This window comes from Bacillus arachidis, assembly GCF_030285945.1.
Classification (GTDB): domain Bacteria; phylum Bacillota; class Bacilli; order Bacillales; family Bacillaceae_G; genus Bacillus_A; species Bacillus_A arachidis.
This window is the reverse complement of record NZ_CP127376.1, coordinates 3,219,622-3,242,717: the sequence shown is the minus strand read 5'-3', so window position 1 is coordinate 3,242,717 and position 23,096 is coordinate 3,219,622. Positions and strand designations below refer to the sequence as shown.

The following is a 23,096-nucleotide window of genomic DNA, read 5'->3' as shown; positions in this document are numbered from 1 at the left end:
TTCTTTGTTGTTCCTAGTTCATTTCCTCTACTGCTGTTTTACTCTTACCACTTGAGTCCTCATTTAAAGAACAACCTACCCAAAAAACATGAGTGGTAGGACCATGTATGCTAGTTTCTTTGCTTTCATTATGTATACTCCTTCTTAACAGTGTTGTAATTGACTAACATATGGAACTGTAACATAAAATAAATAAACAAATATAAGCTCATTTTTTGTCATTAAAGGAAATTTTAGGAATTTCAATAATATGATAACATGTATTACGGTTGTAGAGAATCCCCACTCTGCATGCTTTTCTTCCCAATTTACCCTTATTCGACTTCTAACGTTTAGCGTTTGGGGGCTTTTTTATGCTCCCATAAAATCCCCATCAAAGTAAAACTTGTCCATTAAGTTATTAACAATTCCGTTGAAATAAGCAAATTTACCATTCTTCATTTTTGCTCCAGACTTAATTTTCATAACAAACTCTTTGATAGCTTTTAAGCCAATAGTAAGCTCCTGGTCTTTAGTAAATGCTTTATTACTTGTTGTAAGATTAATAACTCTATTACACGGTCTTACAATCTTATAGTTATTTCTATTAGAAATGTGCTGAGGATCAAAGGTAACAGCCTTGTCCTTTTTTTTCGCAATGCATATTCTACAGTATGTTGGCTTTAATATAATCAAGTTTGTCCAAAAAACTATGATGAATTCAAACTTGATGTTAAAACCAATAAATAATTAAGCGAGGTGGTAATGTTATGTATTGTGAAGACGAGTATAGTGTATACAAAAAGAAAGATATAAAAAATTTAAAAATAAGATTAGAAGATCTTCAATTTCAACTCCAACAACAACTCCAACAACAAAAACAATTTCAAGCTCAACTTCAGCGACAAGAGCAAAATCAGGCGCAGGTACAAAATGATACAGATACTATATCCAATGTAGGAAATCCTACTATTAATGTTAATGTTGCTAGTGGCCCTGATCACAAGAAAGATAGGGAAAGGCATCATAAGAAACAGGATGACTGCTGCTCTAGTCACAAGAAAGATGTTGTTCATTGCAATCCTAAAAATACAGAAAAGCAAGTGAATAACCCAGCTGATGATATCATTAATTTCCCACGTATAACTCAAAGTGAGACAAGTCTTGCTCATTTTAAAGATTTTATACTTTATGGATTTAATGATAGTAATGATTATAGAGGGGGGCTAGGGAGCCAAAGTTTTTCAGGATTCGCTTTTTCTAATAATTTAGGTCAAACTTGGACTGATGGTGGTTCCCTGCCAGTAAATCCAGGGGGAACCAATGAAGGGGATCCTGTGATAGCTGTAGATAGAAATGGTGTATTCTATTACGGACAAGTTGGGGGTGAAGTTATAGGGGGGAGATTAGAAGGGGTAATCACTGTTTCAACTGGAACCATCAGTGCTAGTAAAAGAATAACTATGAATCGCCCTCAAATCGTTGGACGCGGGCAAAATCCAGCTAGGAGTAACCCGGGTGACCAGGACAAGGAATGGATTACAGTGGGACCTGATGCTAATAATCCAGGAAATGAAGCGCTATATATTGTATGGACTGATTTTACGGCTCCTACAAACCCTAATATTCGTTTCTCGAAATTTAGAACTGGCGTTAATTTAACCCCAATCATTCAAAATCAGAATATTGTTGTCGGCAATACTGTTAGAGTTACAGGATCTTATGTTTTGGTAGATAAGCGTGGTATAATTTATGTGTTTTATGAAGAAACAACAGGAGGTTTTGCAGGGTTTCAAACATTAGGCCAACCCAATAGAACCATCCGTATGGCTAAATCAATTGATGGTGGTAATACTTTCCCAATCAATGTTGCTGTTTCAGCACCTTTTGCTGCTGCCGCAACAACAACATCACCTTGTAATCGTCCATCAATAGGTGTTGATAATTCCAGACAAATTCGCATGAATGAATTTCCTCAGGCTGCCGTAGGACCAGATGGTACGATATATGTAGTCTGGAATGCTGGTAGAGTTGTGGGTAATACTACTTTCATTGATACTTTTTTAGCATACAGTCAAAATGAAGGGGTTAGTTGGACACAAATAAATGTAACCAATAATATCGCTTATTCATTTTTTCCATCAGTAGCGGTTAATAATAAAGGTGCCCATATTCAATATAACCGTTTTAATGACCCTAATAACGTTGGTGGTGTAGGTGATGGAACTTTTGGAATATTTATGAAGAGTTTCTCGCTTAAAACGGGTTTAAGTAAAGAATGTATGGTGAGCACTCAGTTTTCGCCGATACCAGTTACAAACCCTAACCCAGATGCTGCTCAATGTTATATGGGTGATTATAATCAGGTTATCTCAGGCCCTGGAGATTGCTTGCTTCATGCCTGGGGTGATAATCGTAATAGGTTGAATGGTAGAGATAATCCTGATGTTTTTTTTGCACTAACAACATCAAAAAAGGAACACAACTGTTGTTGTGATAAAAAAGAAGATATTTAAAATTTGAAAAAGACTTCTCATAGTGAAAAAGCTTTTTCCATTTACTGTTTCTATTCTACTAGAGTTCTTTTATTGTAACTCCCATTGTCAAGAGTGGAGTAATGAATTGTGGCAACCAAGAGATTCTAAATTCTTTCTTTAAATTCTCATAATCATTGATAAACATTATGAAATTAATTCTTTAAATTTACATGTTTTTCAGGAGGGTTCTATAAAAAAATTCAATAATAAACTATAAGTGAAGTCATAAGCAATACATTAATCACATATAAAGTCTGGATCAAAATAAAATTTGTCCATTAAGTTATTTACAATTCCAGTGAAATAAGCAAATTTACCATTCTTCATTTTTGCTCCAGACTTAATTTTCATAACAAACTCTTTGATAGCTTTTAAGCCAATAGTAAGCTCCTGGTCTTTAGTAAATGCTTTATCACCTGTAGAGAAGTTAATAGTTTTATTACACTGTCTTACGACTTTCCACAGTTCTTGAATTGTTTTAGATTCACTGTAAAAAGAGCGAACTAAAGAAACAAAACGTTCTGGTACCCAGTGAGCAACGAAATCAGCTTGTTCAATATTCTCTTCGGGAGTATTGTTATTCTCATTACTATTACGTTTGTTTATATCTTTTATATTTTGTTTTAATGAAACAGGTTTTTTTTAATGGTAGGACACTTTGTAGGCCTTTTTGTATCTACCTTGTAGGACACTTCTTCCACAATTGGTTGAATAATAATAGCGTTAGATGTTTGAAGCATATCTTTTGTACGCTTCATTGCTACCTGTTTAACCATCTTTAAATCTACAAGTTTCTTCATTAAACGTTGTACAGTTTTATATGAAACTTCCATCATGTCAGCAATTGAATTTTTGCAAAGGAAACTAACACCTACATATTTACAGCTGTGGCGTTTTAAAATTTCAAGTAATGTAATGAGTTTAGATTGTACGTCAGTACGTTTAATAGATATACGGATGATGTCTCTGTATGTACGTACAGTTTTATTTAGTTCTTGAATTCCTGTGAATGATGATAAGTTGTGGAAGGACGCTTCACTTGCTATAACATCGATACGTCCTTTCATTAGACATGGGCTCCTTTGTGTTAACAAAAAAAGCAACAGAATGCCAAATGTAAGCAAACTGTTGCTAGGAGCCCTTACGTACTGTAAAATAGTTCGTAAGAGTACAGCAAGTGTTTGCCTATCACGAGTAGGCGGATGGTATATATAGTGTTGGTAGCACTGTATATACACGCTGTGCTCTTTTGTTTTTTATTTGGAAAACTGCCCGGTAATTACCCGAAAGATGCCCGATTTTACCAAGTGTAGTTCGATTTATTTTGCGGTATCGAATTTTCGAAACGTTGATAAATTAACATTTTACAGTGGTTTCGATTCGTTTTTATGACCTTAAATATGTTCAGAACGCAAGTTCACCAATGGGAACGCGATCAATATATGTCTCTTTACTAAGAGTGAGAGGCTTTGATACTACGTGAATATACCCCTGTCAAGTAGACATTAGAGAAAACACCTATATGGTTATGCACTTTTTATCACCTGAGTTCGATATTCTATCGGACTCAGGTGATTTAGTTTTTCTTGAAATCGTTCTGTGTTATAAAAATAAATGTACTCTTGTACGGCTTTCATTACTTCCTCTTTTGTCTGGAAGTTGTGTAAGTGCGAATATTATGATTTTAGGTGTCCGAAGAAATTTTCTATGCAAGCATTGTCTAAACAATTTCTTTTATTATTAATTGCTTCTGGCGATAACTCTGATCATACTTCTAGTAACTGACCATCATACATAACTCCAGCTAATCGATCCTCTTTTATAAAGATATAAGCTTGTTCTATAGCTAATTTTAATAAAATATTTTGTCTTAACATTGTGTAAACATCATCTAATGTAAATTCTTGAATTGTTTTATTTAAAAGCTTTTTATGCCAGTTATCAAATTTTGAATTGACTTGAAAAGAATCCTCAATATTATATATTTCTTTTAACAATGACTGTTTAACATCCATTATTCGATGCCTCCATATGTTTTGAAAAAACAGGTTTCATTCTAATGATAGAAATCACCATACGCCTTTAAATAAACGTATCAAACTCATTAGATTTGGGCAGAGTGGATGCTTTTTTCATGAGTTTCTCCCATAATTGTACGGATTTGTTCCATTCTGATGTGGCATGATGGTTTCGGTAAATAACATTTTCATAACTAAGAGTGAGCTTTTGCATGTCAGTCGAATCGTAAAGAGTATCTACAAGGATTGCGTATTCTCTCAATGTTTGACTTTCATTACGGGGAATGCCGGTTCTTGCCAATTGTTTTAAAAGTGCGCTGTACGCTTTTGAATAAACAGCATCTCCCTTTCGGTATTTATAGAAGAAAATGATAAAAAATACGAACCACTTTATTCTAGTAGTAAAAAGGGTATAGCCAATTATGCTCATTGATATGATACAAAGGAACAAGTACCACCATGAAAATTCTTTTTTTGATTTAATAATTTTTTCGTTAGATGGGATTTCTGTATCTTCTATTAAATTTTTTTGTTTTGCTTCTTGGTTTCGCTGTGGAACCTGTTCATTGCTAGGTATCGTGGTTACGCTATTTGATGAAGTGGAAGCTGAAGAGTCTTGTGTAAAGTTATAAGGGTTGCTAAAGCCCTTTGTTGGTTCGAATGGGACCCATCCGTATCCTGGAAAGTATACCTCCACCCAAGAGTGTGCATTGTTATTAGTGATTGTGTACATGTTCTCATACCCTGAATTAGTTAATTTGTTTTCAAGAGTGCCTCCTGTATATCCCTTTACCCAGCGTGCAGGAATTCCGATAGAGCGAAGTAAAACGATCATAGATGTTGAAAAGTTATTACAGTATCCGCTTTTTGTATCAAATATAAACTGATCTACATAATCTTGATCTGTTCTTGGAATCTTAACCTGTTCTGTTTCATATACAAAGGAATGATCTGTGAAATAGCTTTCGATAGCCAATACTTGATCATAGCGATTGCTTTTATCTTTTGTAAGATGTATTGCCAAGTCTTTTACCCTCCTTGGTAACGAATTGGGTAGTTGTGTATACTTTGCTATAAAATAAGGGCTTGCCTCTAAATCCTCAGCCGCTTTTACAGCTTTTAAGTTTTCAATGGAAAAATGAGGAGTCTCATAAGCCACCTTATATTTATTTAAGATGGTGGAAGATCTTTCTTTCACTATATCAATTTTTTCCGAAAAAAGATCTGCGCTGAATGATACATCAGAAGCAGCCTCAACCGCTATTAACCCTGTGGGGTAAATAAGGTGAGGGGAGTCTTTTTGCATAATGATAATCGCTTCGGCAGCTTCTGTTTTTGTATTCCGCTCATACCAAGTCACTACGTTGTTTTTATTCTTAAAAGAAATTTTTTTGGGGCTTTCAGAAATTTCCCAACCTTTACCGGTATAAAAGTCTTTTGTTTCCACTCTCCAATATTGGCTGTTTTGCATTTGCGCCGTGAAAACAATTGTGTCGTCCAATTTAAAAGGACCGCCTAATTGAGAGTCATCTATACCGTAACCAACTTTGCTGATTCCTGCTTCTTTATTCGCTGAAGGTGAATCGAATTTAAAAAAAGTATCGATATTAGGCCATTGAGGGGCAGGTTTTGGAGCAAAATATCCAAAGGTGATCGCAAGTATAATAGATACAGCAGTCGGTACGAGCAATTTCGATGTAAATTTGTTCTGCTTTTGCAAGTTCTCGGATGTTTTTATGCGTTCAGCATGGAGGAGACTGAGCATGAAAAAGCCGATTATAATTGTACGAATGATCGCGTTATTCATGTCGTATAAGCCGAATATATCAAAAATCGTGATATAAATAATGGTTAATGTAAGAAATAAGAGCCCACGTTTTTGACGAATAATCCAATAGAGGATAAGGAAGCACAAAAACCAGAGAAATAGAAAAAATAAGAAGGCCTGAAAAGCTTTGGAAAGCCCCTGCCAGTTTGCTTGAAAGAGTAGAGTGATATTATGAAAAAAATCAGCCGAAAATTCCATCAACCAGGCAGGATTAATAAAAGCTCCTTTATAATCTACCGAATGAATCATAAATAAGATGATTACAACCTTTACAGAAATTTGGAATCGTACTTGAAAAAAAGAGAGAGCGAAGCAAATTCCTACAAATCCTTTAAAGAGGTTCAGTCTTACCATATCTGTAACCTCTATAAGCGGCTGTAACCATTCTAATAAAATGAGAAAACCGAATATATGCATTAGGAAACTGCTAATATCTCGTTTATTAGTTGAAGGTAATGTGATCATTGGTTCACCTCAAAAAATACATTTGCATAATGATTTTCATAAACCGCTTTCACAAATATTTTTTGTTTTCGCAGTGTTTCGAGTACGTTTAGTTCCCGATTTGAGAGTTGATGTGCTTTTTCCTTGACGACAAATACCATCAGTTTACTGTTTTTCAATGATATACTTTCAGCAATTTTTTGGATATCGGGAGAAAGATTACTTGTTACAAGTACGAATGTTACTGGTTGATAGATTTTCTTTAACTCCATTTCTATAGTTTGAGAGAGCGGGAGCATACTGTCTGCTTGTACTCTTGCTAAATGACAGAAAATTTGCTGTAATTGTGTCTCTCTATGATGTAAAGGGAGTACGGTTTGTTCTTTTCCAGTGGATATGAATGATACTTGTGAATCCTGTTTTAAGATAGATCTCATGAGAGAAGCTGTAAACGTAACGACCAATTCGAACAGGGGAGAGGGCGTTCTGTCCATAACAATCACGACATCATGACTTCGCTGTTGTTCAAACTCTTTCGTCATAATATTATTTTTTCGAGCAGTTGCCTTCCAATCGATCCATGAAAAACGGTCACCGGGTTTATAACCTCTGACACCAGCTGAGACTGTTGTATCTCTTGCTACATTCACATTTGAGGAGAGTGCACCTTGTTCGAAATAGTTTTCCACTTGTCTATAAGCTATGTCTACATATTGAGGGTACACTAAAAAATTATCGGGAACTGAAAAGATTGTCTCTTTTTCAATAATCCCGAATACATCACCAGTTTTTACACGCACATTCGAAAAGGTGTGTTCTCCTCTAGGGATTGCGTCGATTACATATTGGTATGAAATATTTCGTTTTAATCCTGGAAATAATATCACTTTTGCACTTTTTGTTTGTTTGCGATTTTTAAACTCCATGGGGAGCACCTCTTCTATAATTAAATACAGCAAGGGAAAGGGAATTTTTCGTTTTATTGTAATAGTGCCTACGAATTGTTGTCCAGCTGTGTACTCCTTTTGATTTGTTATACGTCTCACTTCAGTGTTCCATAGGGCACAAAAGGGCAACAATAATGAATAAAGACTGAATGGAATAAAGCTGTAAAATAGAAACCAACTTACGAATTCTCCTTGTAACATTGCGTATATAAATGTTAAAGCGACGAATAAAACAATCAACGATATTTTTCCGACATTATGAACTGCTCGTAATAGCTGTTTCATCAGGAGTTTTTTGCCTTTTGAGCCGGAACTGGAGTCCGGGCGAGAATTTTTGTAATGACGCTTTCTGGCGTTAGCCCTTCAAATTTCGCCTCTATTTTTAAAATGATTCTATGGGACAAAACATATGGAGCTAAAAATTTAACATCATCCGGAATGACATGGTCCCTGCCATTTATGAGCGCATACGCCTGTGAAGCTTTCATCAAAGCAATGGAACCACGCGGACTAGCTCCTAATTGAACGGAGTTATAAGAGCGGGTTTGGTTAACGAGTTTTACGATGTAGTGCTTAATGGCCTTGGAAGTATATATTTCTCGTATGTTTTGTTGTAATTGTAGTAATTCTCCTATTGTAATAACGGCTTGTAAATGAGAAATAGGCTTTGTTTTTTCTGTACGATTTAAAACCTCAAACTCTTCTTCCGGTGTGGGATAGCCCATTTTTAGCTTTAGTAAGAAACGATCAAGCTGAGCTTCTGGTAAAGGATATGTTCCCTCATATTCAATTGGATTTTGGGTAGCTATTACAAAAAATGGTTTCGGTAAAGGTCTTGTTGTCCCATCTACTGTTATATTGCCTTCCTCCATACTTTCAAGCAAGGCTGATTGCGTTTTCGGTGATGTACGGTTAATTTCATCAGCTAGCACGATATTTCCCATAATAGGTCCTGGCATAAATTTAAATTGAAATTCTTTCGGATTATAAATTGAAACACCTGTTACATCTGATGGCAGTAAATCAGGAGTGAATTGAATTCGTTTGAAATCTGCATCGATGGATTTGGCAAGGGCTTGCACCATCATTGTTTTCCCAACACCTGGAACATCTTCTAATAGTACATGACCTTCAGCTAAGAGAGCCGCTAAGGTAAGGGTGATTTCCTTCCGCTTTCCGACCATCGCTTTCTCAATATTATTGATTATCTTTTCTACAACTGGATGTAAAGAATCGAGTTGCGTCATCGTACTCCTCCCAATTTCATTTTCTTTTTAGTTCATTCAAATTATCCCACTATTTGTGGACGGTAAAACCCCACCTCAAAATTCAGCGAAAACAGAGAAGTTAGGTGGGGGATGAAGAAAACCATCGCTGATTAAAGTTTCACTTTATTGTGATAAGTATGGTCTATGTAAATAACTCGTGTAAAACAAAATTTGTTTTTTAGGTATTTGTTGCAGAAAAAAGCCAACCTAAGGAGCAATTGAAGAAACTTTTCCTGAAACGGTTGGTACTGTTGAGGAATTGATTTCTTGTTATTACATAATAAGTTCTATGTCATTTAAAGAAATCCTACTCTACGTTTTTAAATTATATTGTTTTGAATCTAGTCGTATATAAATGAAATTTGGTTCTTCGGTTGTGTGGAAATTAATAAGTGAGGTGCACTAGTGAAATATTTCTCAGCAAATAACGTTGAGCTACCATTTTGTGTCGAGGATAAGGTGAGATAATTGAATTTATAAAAATAGGGAGGGGACAAGCAATTGTATGAGCTGTCCCTAACAAACACCACTTTGAGTAGAGTTTGTATTGAAAATTACTGTTTGTTTAATGTTCTATTAAGTTAGATAAAGGAATTTCTTGCTCATTTTGAGGCTCGTTAAGGGGATAAATTCTAGCTGTTTCATTATTTTCATCTACATTTTGAATGTAAATTGCAACTCCATTATAGGTTACATTAGCCATAATCGGTGAAGCTGCAATCTCTTGTGCGCGTTGTTTGTTCATTATAATGACCTCCTTTTGACTTATAACAGTAATAATATTTGCTTTAAACTACTTCATTATTCTTAATTCTCAATAGTAAGCAAATAGGTATGAAATTTACTTTTAAGCATATAAGTTTATAAATTCTATCTTTATGGACAAGTGGTGAGTAGGATAGGAAAAGCTGATTTTGTTTCAGGGTTTGTACCTAATCAGCTTCAGGTAATAAATAGAATAAAGGAAAGTTCACATGTTAGCAGAATATGAGCTTTCGCATTTTATATATTGTTTTTGAAAACAGTATATTCGGAATTCAAGTTGTTATTTTTGGGGGTATAGTAAATATTATCGATTAATATACATAATTATAGTAAAGATGCTTTTAAGGGCATTAGGGGGGATTTTAATGACTAAAGGGCAACAACCTATTCCTGGTCACTTTGTTATGGATACACAGCGGGCTATGTTACTTCCGCCGGAATTGAAAGCTGCACCTTCTGAATCATTAACAGAACAATTATTTATTGAAAGGTCCTTAACTGAAAATCAATTTTGGTTACGGATTATGAAGGAACATGCACTTTTTCTTAGTGAAGGATTTAATCGAAAAGATAAAAATCTAATTCAACAAGTAGAGCAGTTTTATCATCTTTTTGATCGACATTTACAAAAAGCATTCTCTATTCCTCAAACTGTTCAAGCAGTTAGGCAATTAAATGAAGAAAGTATTCAACTAGTTTATGCATTTCGTAATTATAAAAGAAACCTTTTAATTTTGATTATTAATTGTAAGGTAAGTGGTTTCAATTTTCCATTATTAGTAGATCATGTTGCGAGAGAAGCAGAATATTTTATACGGACCCTTCAGAAATTTAATGAAGGAAAAATGGATCCAATTCAGGACGCGATAATAAGTGAAAATGTGTTTTGGCTCAGAATTATGATGGAGCACTCTCGTTTTATTGCCTCTTTACTTGATCAATCCGAGCGGAATTTAGTTCATACTGCTTTAAAATTTGGTGATGATTTTGAAGTCCTACTCGGTCAAGCGAGAGACGTTGAATCAATGTTGTATCAAAAACAACCGACATATCAGATTATTGGAAAGATGAATAAAGATAGTGAAAATGCAACAGTTGAGTTGAGGAACTTCAAAAAAGCTGGATTAGAGCTTATCCAGACATGTCAAATTAAAAGTGTAATTAATCCGTTACTAGCTGATCATGTTACAAGGGAAGCTGAACATTTCTTATTTATGATTCATGTGCTAGAAGAAAGATTGAAACAAAAACAATTGCAACAATCGATGGAATAAGTGTTCTGTCATCAAGAGTACTACATACTAGAACATGTATCTATCAGACACGTTTACTGCAAAGCTCACTTTTTCATCATGCAAAGGGTAGTGATTTCTATGAGAGGAAATTACTACCCTTTTTCGTATACTTATTTTTCTACATAAATTTATCTCGTTATTTGCGGCCAGTAAAACTCTTATCTCAAAAGTCAGCAAGGGAAAAAGTTGGGTAGGAAGATTAACTGCCTGTGAAAGTCCAATTGGTGAAGGGAAATAATCAGTAGGTGATGGAGAAAAAAGCTAGCACAGGTATTTAATTATAAATCATGTATGAGAAATATTATTTTTTCATTTTATCTGGGAATCATAGCTAAAAAGGATGGTGGAAATATGACGATCGATCGAATTTGTACAATTGGTCCAGCAAGCAATAATAAAGAGACATTAGCTCAGTTAATAAAACAGGGTATGAAAATTGTTCGGTTAAATTTATCACACGGTTCACATGAAAGTCATCAAGAAATAATTCATTTAGTAAAGTCTTTAGATGATTCCATAAAAATCCTAGGTGATTTACAAGGGCCTAAAATAAGATTGGGTGTAATCAAGGAGGAACAAATTACCCTTCAAGCGGAGGATCCTTTTATTTTATATACTCAATCCGTTACTGGAAGTAAAGAAGGAGCGAGTGTTGATTATTCTGGGATTGCTAATGATGTGAAAGTTGGAAATAGAATCCTTATTAACGATGGACAAGTTGAATTAATTGTTGAAAAGGTTAGTATGGAAAAAATAGAAACGAAAGTGAAAATAGGTGGCGATATCGCTTCGCATAAAGGGGTGAATTTACCAGGAGCAAACGTTAGTTTGCCGGCTATTACGGAGAAGGATCAAAAAGATATTCGGTTTCTTCTAGGTGAGGGTGTGGATTTTATTGCGTGTTCATTTGTTAGAAAACCTTCTCATATAAAGGAAATTCGAAACTTTATACATCAATATAAAGAAACTTCCCCCAATTTAATTGCAAAAATAGAAACGATAGAAGCAATCGAGAATTTTCAAGATATGTGCAAAGAAGCGGATGGAATTATGATTGCAAGGGGGGATTTAGGTGTGGAATTACCGTATCAATTTATTCCGCTTTTGCAAAAAATGATGATTCATGAGTGCAATCGAACAAATACATATGTGATTACAGCGACGCAAATGCTTCAATCTATGGTGGATCATTCTATTCCTACAAGAGCTGAGGTGACTGATGTATTCCAGGCTGTACTGGATGGAACGAATGCGGTTATGCTTTCTGCTGAAAGTGCATCAGGTGGTCATCCAATTGAAAGTGTTAAAACATTACGTCTCGTTTCTGAATTTGCTGAGCATGTAAAAAAAGATGGTCCTTTTGTTATGAAAGATGTACTAGAATTGTTCGGTAAATCTCTTTAGTATATAAGGCTGCATTAACCGCTCAGCTTAAAAAGGGAAATGTTACTTTTCATAATTAAATATGAAAAATGTATCCTTTTATTTTGAGGAATTTATTGCGTCTTAGCTTTCTTAAGATGTGGTAAGATTACGAAGTACTGTTGACATTTCTGCATAATTTTATCCCACTATCCATGGGCAGTAAGCACTACAGCTTAAGGTTCATAGGGAAATGAATTGATAACTGCTCGTAAAAGCTGGACTGGTGAAGGCCTTCCATCAGTGAGAGATAAAGCTCTCCACCACTGATGGAAGCTTCACTATATTAAGTTTCACACAATGTACAAAAAATAACTAATTACACTATGGTAATATTATTAATGTAATAATGTGAATTTAGAATATGATGAGGAGGATAAAATATGACGACTTGGTTTATAGTTATGTTAATTCTTTTCGGTGCTTTAAAAATAGTAGTGACGAGTATGCCAACTTCTGTTATAGAGTCTATTATCGGTAGATTTGAACTGCACCCGCAATTGAATAATGAGGCTGTTACCGTAACGATTGATGGAAAGCGTTTAGAAGGGGAAGAAAAAATTCAAATTGTTGATTATTTTAACGAAGCGATATTTTTAGAAAAATATTATTTTCCTCCACACAGCAGTGGAACGCCATTGGTTATTGATACGAAAAAAGGGAAAAATGATGTTAGGTTTTCTGTGTACAGGTATGACGATCACGTTGATGTAGTCAAGCAGTATAAGAAGAAAGTGGTCGCGTATAGTCTACGTTCTAAAAGCCTTCAAAATTGTTCAATGTTAGTAGCCGGAAATTTAGCTTAAAGAGATCGTTAAAGAGACGGTCTTTTTTTATTACATATGAAATGTTAAAAAGTAACATTCTTGAAATAGCATATGGGGGCGAAGGACTTAGAGTAGATATCCCCGTTGTTACGTTTTTTCATAGCCATGGAAAAACGTGAGTATTTAACTGATTTGGTTTAAAGAAATGTAACACTAGGAAATGGTAGAGTGAAAATTAGCGGACAAACATCTGCAGGAGACAATACAATTGAATCGAATTAAAAATAGACCAGGCTAACTGGTCTATTTTTAATGTAAATCACGATATACACCGATTACTTTTCCGATAACAGAAACTCTATCTAAAATGATGGGTTCTAAAGAAGAGTTTTCAGGTTGTAAACGGAAGTGATCTTTTTCTTTGTAAAAACGTTTTACAGTTGCTTCGTTATCTTCTGTTAAAGCAACGACAATTTCTCCGTTATATGCAGAATGTTGCTGACGAACAACAACTAAATCTCCGTCTAAGATACCTGCTTCAATCATGCTATCTCCAGAAATTCGTAACATAAACACTTGATCTGCTCCAGCAACAACGCTTGCAGGTAGTGGGAAATGCTCTTCTACACTTTCAACTGCTGTAATTGGTAAACCAGCTGTAACTTTTCCGACAATTGGGACTTGAACCACTGATTGTGTTTCTGTTTCGATTTTTACTTCCCCTAAAATTTCAATAGCTCTCGGTTTTGTTGGATCACGTCGAATATAACCTTTTTCTTCTAGACGTGATAAATGTCCGTGCACCGTAGAACTAGAAGCAAGGCCAACCGCTTGACCAATTTCGCGTACGGAAGGTGGATAACCTTTTTCTTGTACTTTTAGCTTAATGAAGTCGAGAATGTCTTGCTGGCGTTTTGTTAACTTTTCCATGTTTTTTAACACCTCGTTTTCTTTCAATTTTCTTACTTATAAGTATAACATGGGAAAAAACATTCTACAAACATAAGTTCGAACAAAAAAGTGATTTGTGATACACTAAAGTAAAAATTGAAGTGAGGAAGAGGGTTTTAAAATGAATGCAATTATTTATGCCCGTGTAAGCACAACAAAAGAAGCGCAAGAAACGTCATTATCACGTCAAAAAGATGAATTATTGCATTTAGCTAAGCGGTATCAAATGAATGTTATAAAGGTGTTTGAGGAGAAGGCAAGCGGCTATACAATTGAACGAGATGGTATATTAGAAGTATTGGATATGATTCGAGCTGAACAGGTCGATGTGCTTCTTATTCAAGATGAAACAAGGCTTGGAAGAGGAAATGCAAAGATTGCTTTAATGCACTGTTTACATAAAGAAGGGGTAAAGGTATATACGCATACACATAATGGCGAATTACAACTTTCTGATTCAGATTCTATGGTACTAGATATTATTGGTATAGTTGAAGAATATCAGAGAAAGATTCATAATTTGAAGATTAAACGTGGAATGCAGCGAGCGGTGGATAGGGGATTTCGTCCAGAAAAAAATTTAACAAATCGTCATTTAAGTACAGGCCGTGAAAAGAAAGAAGTACCGATTGAAGAAATTGTGCGTCTTCGTCGTAATGAATTAACATTTGAGGAAATTGCTGCAACACTTCGTGGTTTTGGTCATGATGTATCCAAAGCAACAGTACATCGCAGATACGTGGAATACACGAAGCAACTGCTTGATAAACAAGACTAACTATTGTATGATAATAATCAGTTTTAAGTAGAAAGGGGATTCGAGATGCTAAGTCACGAACTCATTGAACGCATTAATTTCTTAGCGAAAAAAGCAAAAGCTGAAGGATTAACTGAAGAAGAACAACGTGAGCGCCAATCGCTCCGTGAACAATATTTAAAAGGATTTCGCCAAAATATGTTAAACGAATTAAAAGGCATTAAAATCGTTAATGAAGAAGGTAAAGATGTTACACCGGCGAAATTAAAGGCATTAAAAAAACAAGATAATGCAAAGTTGAATTAAAAGATGGGCGAAGCCCATCTTTTTTGATTTTAATATAATTGTTTATTATGGTATTACCAAAAACGAGAAGGCGGGGGCAGAAATAGTGGTCCACTTATTTTGCTCGTTTTTGTTCAGAATTAGACTCTTTGGCTAAATTCCTTCATAAAGTGAAAGATAATGAAGGATACCTTTTGCATTTTTGAATGTAATCTTTTTTCCATCGAGGTGACCACATATAAAAACATTAATTTTTTCTAAATAAAGCTGAAATAAAAGAAATAGCAGTTGCAATAAATAAAGAAATAACGGCAATAAGAAACAAGAGGATCGCCATGAAACTATATAGATATCCTAATCCTTCACTTATTATAATTGCGCCCTGATCAAAATATAGTATGCAAAATGTAGCGATGGAGAAAATAAGCATGAAGACACCTGGGATGTATTTATGGGGTGATTTTAATTTGACTGAAAAATAAATAGAAAGAATTGAAATGAGGGTCAAAACCATTATAAAGGTGTAAGAAGCTATTTCTTCACTCATTATTTCGCATTCCTCCGTTTTTATTTAATCTATACGATGAAAATCAATATATATTCATTTTAATGATATGTTGTGAATAGAGGGACGATATGGAGTGGATAGAATATTTGCTAAAAATTTTTACGAGTCACGTATAAAAATATAGATAATTCCCTTTATTGTTAATAAATGAATAATAAAAAAGTATAGCAGATTGAAACCCTATACATTGTGGAATTTCGTATTTTCTTTGAACAAACTCGAAAAAACATCAACATATTTGTCGATACATGTTGTATAATCTTGCGTGGGAAGCTATCATATAAATGTGTAAAACGTTTACTAATATAAGCGAAGGGAAGAATAGCATGTCACATTCAATCGAACAACTTTCTATCAACACGATTCGCACATTATCCATTGATGCGATTGAAAAAGCAAACTCTGGTCATCCAGGAATGCCAATGGGTGCAGCACCAATGGCTTATACATTATGGACGCAATTTATGAAACATAATCCAAATAACCCAACGTGGTTTAACCGTGATCGTTTCGTATTATCTGCAGGTCATGGTTCAATGTTATTATACAGTCTACTTCATCTATCTGGTTACGATGTAACAATGGATGATTTAAAGAACTTCCGCCAATGGGGAAGTAAAACTCCAGGACATCCTGAGTATGGTCATACAGCAGGCGTAGATGCAACAACTGGTCCACTTGGACAAGGTATTTCAACAGCAGTTGGTATGGCAATGGCTGAGAGACATTTAGCAGCGAAGTATAACCGTGATGCATACAACGTAGTTGATCATTATACATATGCAATTTGCGGTGATGGTGATTTAATGGAAGGCGTTTCTGCTGAAGCATCTTCATTAGCTGCTCACTTAGGATTAGGTCGCCTTGTTGTGTTATATGATTCTAACGATATTTCATTAGATGGTGATTTAAATCGCTCATTCTCTGAAAGTGTAGAAGATCGTTATAAAGCATACGGCTGGCAAGTAATCCGTGTTGAGGATGGAAACGATGTTGAAGCGATTGCAAAAGCGATTGAGGAAGCAAAAGCTGATGAAAACCGCCCAACGCTAATTGAAGTAAGAACAACAATCGGTTTCGGTTCTCCAAATAAATCAGGAAAATCAGCTTCACACGGTTCTCCACTAGGTGTAGACGAAACAAAATTAACAAAAGAAGCGTATGCTTGGACAGCTGAACAAGACTTCCATGTATCAGAAGAAGTATATGAGAACTTCCGTAAAACGGTACAAGATGTTGGCGAAACAGCTCAAGCTGAATGGAACACAATGCTTGGTGAATATGCACAAGCATATCCAGAATTAGCAAATGAATTACAAGCAGCAATGAAAGGTCTTCTTCCAGAAGGTTGGGATAAAAACTTACCAACTTATGAATTAGGATCAAAAACAGCAACTCGTTCTTCTTCAGGTACTGTAATTAACGCGATTGCAGAAGCTGTACCATCATTCTTTGGTGGATCTGCAGACCTTGCTGGTTCTAACAAAACATACATGAATAACGAAAAAGACTTCACAAGAGCTGACTACAGTGGTAAAAACATTTGGTACGGTGTACGTGAGTTTGCAATGGGCGCAGCAATGAACGGTATCGCGCTTCATGGTGGCTTAAAAACTTACGGTGGTACGTTCTTCGTATTCTCTGATTACTTACGTCCAGCAATCCGTCTTGCAGCATTAATGCAATTGCCTGTAACATATGTGTTTACACATGACAGTATCGCTGTTGGAGAAGATGGACCAACGCATGAACCAGTTGAACAATTAGCGGCACTTCGTGCGATGCCAAACGTATCTGTTCTTCGTCCTGCTGACGGTAACGAGTCAGTTGCAGCTTGGAAATTGGCTTTAGAATCTACAAACCAACCAACTGCATTAATCTTAACTCGTCAAGATCTTCCAACATTAGAAGGTGCATTAGACGATACGTATGAAAAAGTTGCAAAAGGTGCGTATGTAATTTCTGCAAGCAAGAAAGAAACTGCTGATGTAATCTTACTTGCAAGTGGTTCTGAAGTAAGTTTAGCGGTTGAAGCGCAAAAAGTATTAGCAGAAAATGGTGTCGATGCAGCTGTTGTCAGCATGCCATCTATGGATCGCTTTGAAGCACAATCTGCTGAATATAAAGAATCTGTATTACCAAAAGCAGTAACAAAACGCTTCGCAATCGAAATGGGTGCTACTTTCGGATGGCACCGTTACGTTGGTCTTGAAGGAGATGTGTTAGGTATCGATACATTTGGTGCTTCTGCTCCTGGTGAAAAGATCATGGAAGAGTATGGATTCACTGTAGAAAATGTTGTTCGTAAAGTAAAAGAAATGCTTTAATGATTTGTGAAAAATCTCTCCGGCATGGAGAGATTTTTCTATGTAAATGAGTTTATTCGACAGAAAAAGTTTTTTCTTTCTCCGCAGTCAGACAATCATTGCATATTATCTTTTATATAATGTAGAGAAAAAGGTTGTCCAGTGCGGGAGGGAAAGTATGAAAACGTATGAATTGTATTTAATTCAAGAAGATATTGCGAAGGCATACTTTGGTCGGGAGTATTTGTTTTTCGATTTATTTGCTCGATTTTCAGAATCTGGTTCCCTTTCGGAAAAGAAAGTGTTATATAAGCAGATGATGTATATTACGATGCCATTACAAGTAATGAAAATTCACCATAAATTAGAACAAACATTACGTAGTGTTGGGAAGTATAAGAGAATACACCATACGCACATATTATCTACGGGTGCAGAATATGGGGAAATAACGGTGAAATCACAATATATTCAAATGAATACATCTGGGAATGTATCGATGGAAACGACTTTCTTTGAGGTTCTTAGGAAATGTGAATTGACATTTTTGGCAATGGATTATGAGAATAAAAAGTATGGTTGGCTAAATCCTTTGAAACAAGCGCGAACATATGTGTAAAAAATGTCGAATACAATCTTGTCTTATTGAAAAGGTTTTAGTACACTGTAAGGTAGACAACATGAAGGAGGAAAATATATGTCAATTTGGGTAGTTGTTCTAGTGGGCGTATTAGCACTAGTAGCAGGCGTGGCGTTAGGATTTTTCATCGCCCGCAAATATATGATGAATTATTTACAAAAAAATCCACCAATCAATGAACAAATGTTAAAAATGATGATGATGCAAATGGGACAAAAACCATCCCAAAAGAAAATCAATCAAATGATGAGCGCAATGAACAAGCAACAAATGAAATAAGCGCTAAAAGGACACTCGATAAGAGTGTCCTTTCTTTTTGGAAAACTTTAGTGTTGAAAACTTTAAAAAATTCTGTGATTTTGATACACTGAAAACATCGCTCATTTCAGGGGAGGAGGATATGATGAAAGTATTTTTTAATTTAGCGTGGTTTTTTAAACAAGAAAAACGGGCGTATATAACGGGGATTATTTTGTTGTTTGGCGTAGCACTTCTTGAGCTTGTAGCACCAAAAGTCATTGGGATTATTGTAGACGAAATTAACAACCAGACGCTAACATTTGAAAAGTTGTTACAGTGGGTTGTTCTTTTAGTAGTTGTTGGGATTACAATGTATATATTACGTTACATATGGCGTATTATGATTTTTGGATCTTCTTTAAAGCTCGCGCGCCAATTAAGAAAGAAATTATATGAACATTTTACAAACATGAGTCCGTCATTTTATCAATCACATCGTACAGGGGACTTAATGGCACATGCAACGAATGATATTCAAGCAATTCAACAAACAGCTGGGTCGGGCGTTTTGACACTTGTGGATTCGTTAGCCGTAGGTGGATGTGTACTTGTGGCTATGGGACTTACAATTAGTTGGAAGTTAACATTGTTAAGTCTAATTCCAATGCCGATTGTAGCGATTTCAACTAATTATTATGGTACTTTATTACATAGACGCTTTCATAAAGCACAGCAAGCGTTTTCTGAGATCAATGATAAAGTCCAAGAAAGCATGAGTGGGATGAAAGTGATTCGTTCACTCGGTCAAGAAAAGGAAGATTTACAAGCATTTAGAAAAAAATCAGAAGATGTTGTACATAAAAATATGTTAGTTGCACGTATCGATTCACTATTTGATCCAACAATTTCTCTTATTGTCGGTTTTTCATTCTTAATCGCTGTATGCTATGGATCACTATTAGTTGTCCGTGGGGAACTGACAGTTGGTGAATTAATTACATTTACAACATATTTAGGGACACTTGTTTGGCCGATGCTTGCATTTGGTTGGCTATTTAATATTATGGAACGTGGTCGTGCTTCATATGACCGTGTGGAAAAAATATTATCTCAAACTTCAGATGTGGTGAATAAGGAGAGCGCAGTACAAAATGTAGCAAGCGGTGACATTACGTTTGCAATCGATACATTTTCCTATAAGAAAAATGAAATAATTAATTTAGAAGATATTCATTTTACGCTAAAAAAAGGTGAAACATTAGGTATTGTTGGCCGAACTGGTGCAGGGAAAACGACATTACTAAAATGTTTAATTCGAGAATATGATCATTTTAATGGAGCATTGCAAGTTGGAGGAAAAGATATTCGTGATATGACGCTTCACGGTATTCGATCGGCTATTTCGTATGTCCCTCAAGACCATTTCTTATTTTCAGCAAGTATAGGTGAAAATATTGCATTTGGAAAGGTGGATGCTATGCATAAAGAGATTACGCATGCTGCGAATATTGCTTGTATTCATGATGATATTATGCAATTTCCAGAAATGTATGACACGGTAGTAGGGGAACGCGGGGTTTCTTTATCAGGTGGACAAAAACAGCGGATTTCAATTGCACGTGCTTTATTAACAAATGCTGAAATTTTAATTTTAGACGATTGTTTATCTGCAGTTGATGCAAAAACAGAAGAAATAATTTTAACGGCATTGAAACGAGAAAGAGCACAAAAAACAACAATAATTACAGCACACAGATTAAGTGCTATCCAACATGCAAATCTTATTCTTGTTGTTGATGAAGGGAAAATTGTAGAGCGTGGTACGCATGAACAACTAATGGGGCAAGAAGGTTGGTATAAAGAGATGTATGAAAGTCAGCAGTTAGAAGCGTTAGTTGAGAAGGGAGGCATATAATGGCTGAGAAAAAAAGAAGCGATTTATGGCGATTACTTTCTTATATGAAACCATATAAAGGCTTATTGGCACTGGCATTTCTATTTCTAGTTGGTGCAACTTTCACAGAAATGATGGGGCCATTTTTAATTAAGCAGTTTCTTGATGAACATTTAGTTCCGCGGAACTTTGAACAATCAGCACTTGTAACCCTATTTGTTGTATATATGATTGCTCATTTATTAAAGGTTTTATTTACGTATTTAAATTTACTATATTTCCAAAATATTGCGTTTAAAATTGTGCAAGACATGCGGGTTGAAGTGTATGAACATGTACAAAGGTTGTCATTAAGCTTTTTTGATCGTACGCCAATTGGTACTCTCGTATCTCGTATTACTAATGATACGGAAGCAATTAAAGATTTCTATGTGAGTGTGTTATCAACATTTATAAAAAATGTTGTGTTTTTAATCGGGATTTTGGTGGCAATGTTTTTACTTGATGTGAAGCTTGCTTTATGTTCCCTTATATTAATTCCAATTATGCTTACAATTATGGCGATGTATCGCAAGAAAAGCTCTATTTTTTATTTGGAGCTACGGAATCAATTAAGTATTTTAAATGCTAAGCTCAATGAATCGATTCAAGGGATGAATATCGTGCAAGTATTTCGCCAAGAAAAACGGATGCGAAAAGAATTTGAAGAAGTGAACGATAAGCATTACGGTGCTGGGCGCCGTACGTTAAAACTAGATGCGTTATTTTTACGCCCAGCAACAGACCTTGTTCATATTATGGCTATCGCTTTAGTGCTTGCATTATTTGGCTTTAACGCCTTGAATAGTCCAGTTGAAGTTGGGGTATTATATGCTTTTGTTAATTATATTCATCGTTTTTTCCAACCTGTAAATGAAATGATGATGAAGCTTTCTTTCTTTCAGCAAGCGCTTGTTTCTTCCTCACGTGTCTTTCATTTGATGGATGAAAAAGATTTAGCCCCTGTTCAACAAGGAAATGGAGAGTCAAAAGTGGATGAAGGAGAAATTGAATTTAAAGATGTTACATTTTCCTATGATGGAAAGCGTGATGTTTTGAAAAATGTATCTTTTCATGTGAAGCCTGGGCAAACGGTTGCTTTTGTTGGGCATACTGGAAGTGGGAAGAGCACGATTATGAACTTATTGATGCGTTTTTATGATATTAAGTCAGGCAATATTTTAATAGACGGGGTAAACTTAGAAAAATATGAAGAGCAGGAAATTCGAAAGAAAATTGGGCTTGTACTTCAAGATGCATTCTTGTTTGCTGGAAACGTAAAACAAAACATTCGTATGTATAATGAAAGTATTACGGATGAAGAGGTAGAAGAAGCTGCTAGATTTGTGCAAGCGAATATATTTATTGAAAAGTTACCAGAGCGATATAATACAGAAGTAGTAGAAAGAGGAGCTGCGTTCTCAAGTGGGCAAAGGCAACTCATTGCGTTTGCGAGAACAATTGCTACAAATCCGAAAGTATTAGTATTAGACGAAGCAACAGCAAATATTGATACAGAAACAGAAGAAGCGATTCAAACAGCACTGCAGCGCATGCGAAAAGGTAGAACAACAATTGCGATTGCGCACCGCTTATCTACTATTCAAGATTCTGATCAAATCTTTGTTATGCATGAAGGAGAAATTGTAGAGAGAGGAACGCATCAAGAATTACTGAGTAAGCAAGGATTGTATTACAACATGTATTTACTTCAGAATAAAGGGAGCCTTCAGAATAAAGGGAGCCTTCAGAATGCCTTATAATATTGAGGTTTTGAAGGCCTCTTTTTTATTCTCTTAAAAATGCCTCTATCTCTGTAATTTTTGTTATACCCCACATACTGAATTCGTAGTGATACTCTGTTCGTTCAATACATACACCGAATGCTACATTATCTCCAACTAAATAAAATTTTTGAGAGGGTTCCTATCATACCGATTATAACTGCTTTTTTCAGTGGTCTTTCTTAATTTAATATTATTATCAAGAAAATCTGTGAGCTTTTTATTGAGAAACATTTGTACTATTGATGAGTGAAAGGAATTAAGATGCATAGGAAGAATACCGTTTATAAAGAATAAGACGATGTGTTTAAACTATCATACTCATTAATTGAATAAATATGACCCTTAGAAATTTTAGAAGC

Annotated in this window: 18 protein-coding genes and 4 pseudogenes; 11 read left to right on the top strand and 11 right to left on the bottom strand. The window is 35.3% G+C overall.

What is annotated here, in order from left to right:
• Positions 1–351: 351 nt before the first annotated feature.
• Positions 352–576 (bottom strand): annotated as a pseudogene (locus tag QRY57_RS18245) (helix-turn-helix domain-containing protein); the annotation flags it as partial.
• A 173-nt stretch (positions 577–749) separates the two neighbouring features.
• Here QRY57_RS18245 and QRY57_RS18240 point away from each other — a divergent pair.
• The gene (locus QRY57_RS18240; protein WP_286015813.1) at positions 750–2,495 is read left to right on the top strand and encodes an exo-alpha-sialidase; all 1,746 of its coding nucleotides are present in this window, start codon (positions 750–752) and stop codon (positions 2,493–2,495) included.
• Positions 2,496–2,753: 258 nt separating this feature from the next.
• On the opposite strand, the pseudogene QRY57_RS18235 reads toward QRY57_RS18240, so the two are convergent.
• The 7 genes and pseudogenes from QRY57_RS18235 to QRY57_RS18210 form a co-directional block, all read right to left on the bottom strand.
• A pseudogene (locus tag QRY57_RS18235) lies at positions 2,754–3,583 on the bottom strand (helix-turn-helix domain-containing protein).
• 459 nt (positions 3,584–4,042) lie between these two features.
• A pseudogene (locus QRY57_RS27215) lies at positions 4,043–4,168 on the bottom strand (IS3 family transposase); the annotation flags it as partial.
• Between the two features lie 114 nt (positions 4,169–4,282).
• Positions 4,283–4,531: a contact-dependent growth inhibition system immunity protein gene (locus tag QRY57_RS18230; RefSeq protein WP_286015812.1), complete on the bottom strand. Its 249-nt coding sequence runs from the start codon at positions 4,529–4,531 to the stop codon at positions 4,283–4,285.
• Positions 4,532–4,598: 67 nt separating this feature from the next.
• Positions 4,599–6,827: a DUF4129 domain-containing transglutaminase family protein gene (locus QRY57_RS18225; RefSeq protein WP_286015811.1), complete on the bottom strand. Its 2,229-nt coding sequence runs from the start codon at positions 6,825–6,827 to the stop codon at positions 4,599–4,601.
• The gene (locus tag QRY57_RS18220; protein ID WP_286015810.1) at positions 6,824–8,038 is read right to left on the bottom strand and encodes a DUF58 domain-containing protein; all 1,215 of its coding nucleotides are present in this window, start codon (positions 8,036–8,038) and stop codon (positions 6,824–6,826) included. The genes QRY57_RS18225 and QRY57_RS18220 overlap by 4 nt, the downstream gene beginning before the upstream one ends.
• Entirely contained in the window at positions 8,038–9,000 is a 963-nt protein-coding gene (locus QRY57_RS18215) for an AAA family ATPase (protein ID WP_098301851.1), read from the bottom strand. Before QRY57_RS18215 ends, QRY57_RS18220 begins: the two co-directional genes overlap by 1 nt.
• A gap of 586 nt (positions 9,001–9,586) precedes the next feature.
• Positions 9,587–9,766 (bottom strand): small acid-soluble spore protein H, encoded by a 180-nt coding sequence (locus QRY57_RS18210; protein ID WP_026592646.1) that lies wholly within the window; start codon positions 9,764–9,766, stop codon positions 9,587–9,589.
• A 385-nt stretch (positions 9,767–10,151) separates the two neighbouring features.
• On the opposite strand from QRY57_RS18210, the gene QRY57_RS18205 reads away from it, so the two are divergent.
• The 3 genes from QRY57_RS18205 (at position 10,152) to QRY57_RS18195 (ending at position 13,309) form a co-directional block, all read left to right on the top strand.
• Entirely contained in the window at positions 10,152–11,060 is a 909-nt protein-coding gene (locus QRY57_RS18205; protein ID WP_286015809.1) for a DUF2935 domain-containing protein, read from the top strand.
• Positions 11,061–11,432: 372 nt separating this feature from the next.
• A complete protein-coding gene (locus QRY57_RS18200) occupies positions 11,433–12,485 on the top strand; it encodes a pyruvate kinase (RefSeq protein ID WP_286015808.1) in 1,053 nt (350 codons plus the stop codon).
• 401 nt (positions 12,486–12,886) lie between these two features.
• A complete protein-coding gene (locus QRY57_RS18195; protein ID WP_026592649.1) occupies positions 12,887–13,309 on the top strand; it encodes a YfmQ family protein in 423 nt (140 codons plus the stop codon).
• 270 nt (positions 13,310–13,579) lie between these two features.
• On the opposite strand, the gene lexA is transcribed toward QRY57_RS18195, so the two are convergent.
• Complete coding sequence (gene lexA, locus QRY57_RS18190; protein WP_026592650.1) at positions 13,580–14,200, bottom strand: transcriptional repressor LexA; 621 nt, start codon at positions 14,198–14,200, stop codon at positions 13,580–13,582.
• A gap of 142 nt (positions 14,201–14,342) precedes the next feature.
• Between lexA and QRY57_RS18185 the strand changes: the two genes are divergently transcribed.
• Positions 14,343–14,999: a YneB family resolvase-like protein gene (locus tag QRY57_RS18185; RefSeq protein ID WP_090686938.1), complete on the top strand. Its 657-nt coding sequence runs from the start codon at positions 14,343–14,345 to the stop codon at positions 14,997–14,999.
• A gap of 45 nt (positions 15,000–15,044) precedes the next feature.
• Complete coding sequence (locus tag QRY57_RS18180; RefSeq protein ID WP_026592652.1) at positions 15,045–15,284, top strand: DUF896 domain-containing protein; 240 nt, start codon at positions 15,045–15,047, stop codon at positions 15,282–15,284.
• Between the two features lie 226 nt (positions 15,285–15,510).
• Here QRY57_RS18180 and QRY57_RS18175 read toward each other — a convergent pair whose 3' ends face one another.
• On the bottom strand, positions 15,511–15,810 hold the full coding sequence (locus QRY57_RS18175) for a hypothetical protein (RefSeq protein WP_286015807.1): 300 nt from the start codon (positions 15,808–15,810) through the stop codon (positions 15,511–15,513).
• 347 nt (positions 15,811–16,157) lie between these two features.
• Between QRY57_RS18175 and tkt the strand changes: the two genes are divergently transcribed.
• From tkt to QRY57_RS18150, 5 genes are all read left to right on the top strand, one after another.
• The gene (tkt, locus tag QRY57_RS18170; RefSeq protein WP_286015806.1) at positions 16,158–18,158 is read left to right on the top strand and encodes a transketolase; all 2,001 of its coding nucleotides are present in this window, start codon (positions 16,158–16,160) and stop codon (positions 18,156–18,158) included.
• Between the two features lie 157 nt (positions 18,159–18,315).
• Positions 18,316–18,756: a sporulation inhibitor of replication protein SirA gene (gene sirA / locus QRY57_RS18165; protein ID WP_286015805.1), complete on the top strand. Its 441-nt coding sequence runs from the start codon at positions 18,316–18,318 to the stop codon at positions 18,754–18,756.
• Positions 18,757–18,834: 78 nt separating this feature from the next.
• Positions 18,835–19,056 carry a YneF family protein gene (locus QRY57_RS18160; protein WP_003199214.1) on the top strand — a complete coding sequence of 74 codons (222 nt, stop codon included), beginning with the start codon at positions 18,835–18,837 and terminating at the stop codon, positions 19,054–19,056.
• A 124-nt stretch (positions 19,057–19,180) separates the two neighbouring features.
• A complete protein-coding gene (locus QRY57_RS18155; protein ID WP_286017902.1) occupies positions 19,181–20,932 on the top strand; it encodes an ABC transporter transmembrane domain-containing protein in 1,752 nt (583 codons plus the stop codon).
• Positions 20,932–22,713: an ABC transporter ATP-binding protein gene (locus QRY57_RS18150; RefSeq protein WP_286015804.1), complete on the top strand. Its 1,782-nt coding sequence runs from the start codon at positions 20,932–20,934 to the stop codon at positions 22,711–22,713. The genes QRY57_RS18155 and QRY57_RS18150 overlap by 1 nt, the downstream gene beginning before the upstream one ends.
• 25 nt (positions 22,714–22,738) lie before the next feature.
• On the opposite strand, the pseudogene QRY57_RS27210 reads toward QRY57_RS18150, so the two are convergent.
• Positions 22,739–22,861: pseudogene (locus QRY57_RS27210) on the bottom strand (YxiF family protein); the annotation flags it as partial.
• Positions 22,862–23,096 lie beyond the last annotated feature (235 nt).

Coding starts and splice junctions, on each gene's coding strand:
- QRY57_RS18215 (WP_098301851.1), bottom strand. CDS start 9,000: ATGACGCAACTCGATTCTTTACATCCAGTTGTAGAAAAGATAATCAAT.
- QRY57_RS18160 (WP_003199214.1), top strand. CDS start 18,835: ATGTCAATTTGGGTAGTTGTTCTAGTGGGCGTATTAGCACTAGTAGCA.
- QRY57_RS18210 (WP_026592646.1), bottom strand. CDS start 9,766: ATGAACAAACAACGCGCACAAGAGATTGCAGCTTCACCGATTATGGCT.
- QRY57_RS18220 (WP_286015810.1), bottom strand. CDS start 8,038: ATGAAACAGCTATTACGAGCAGTTCATAATGTCGGAAAAATATCGTTG.
- QRY57_RS18225 (WP_286015811.1), bottom strand. CDS start 6,827: ATGATCACATTACCTTCAACTAATAAACGAGATATTAGCAGTTTCCTA.
- QRY57_RS18150 (WP_286015804.1), top strand. CDS start 20,932: ATGGCTGAGAAAAAAAGAAGCGATTTATGGCGATTACTTTCTTATATG.
- QRY57_RS18205 (WP_286015809.1), top strand. CDS start 10,152: ATGACTAAAGGGCAACAACCTATTCCTGGTCACTTTGTTATGGATACA.
- QRY57_RS18195 (WP_026592649.1), top strand. CDS start 12,887: ATGACGACTTGGTTTATAGTTATGTTAATTCTTTTCGGTGCTTTAAAA.
- QRY57_RS18175 (WP_286015807.1), bottom strand. CDS start 15,810: ATGAGTGAAGAAATAGCTTCTTACACCTTTATAATGGTTTTGACCCTC.
- QRY57_RS18230 (WP_286015812.1), bottom strand. CDS start 4,531: ATGGATGTTAAACAGTCATTGTTAAAAGAAATATATAATATTGAGGAT.
- tkt (WP_286015806.1), top strand. CDS start 16,158: ATGTCACATTCAATCGAACAACTTTCTATCAACACGATTCGCACATTA.
- QRY57_RS18200 (WP_286015808.1), top strand. CDS start 11,433: ATGACGATCGATCGAATTTGTACAATTGGTCCAGCAAGCAATAATAAA.
- lexA (WP_026592650.1), bottom strand. CDS start 14,200: ATGGAAAAGTTAACAAAACGCCAGCAAGACATTCTCGACTTCATTAAG.
- QRY57_RS18185 (WP_090686938.1), top strand. CDS start 14,343: ATGAATGCAATTATTTATGCCCGTGTAAGCACAACAAAAGAAGCGCAA.
- QRY57_RS18240 (WP_286015813.1), top strand. CDS start 750: ATGTATTGTGAAGACGAGTATAGTGTATACAAAAAGAAAGATATAAAA.
- sirA (WP_286015805.1), top strand. CDS start 18,316: ATGAAAACGTATGAATTGTATTTAATTCAAGAAGATATTGCGAAGGCA.
- QRY57_RS18180 (WP_026592652.1), top strand. CDS start 15,045: ATGCTAAGTCACGAACTCATTGAACGCATTAATTTCTTAGCGAAAAAA.
- QRY57_RS18155 (WP_286017902.1), top strand. CDS start 19,181: ATGAAAGTATTTTTTAATTTAGCGTGGTTTTTTAAACAAGAAAAACGG.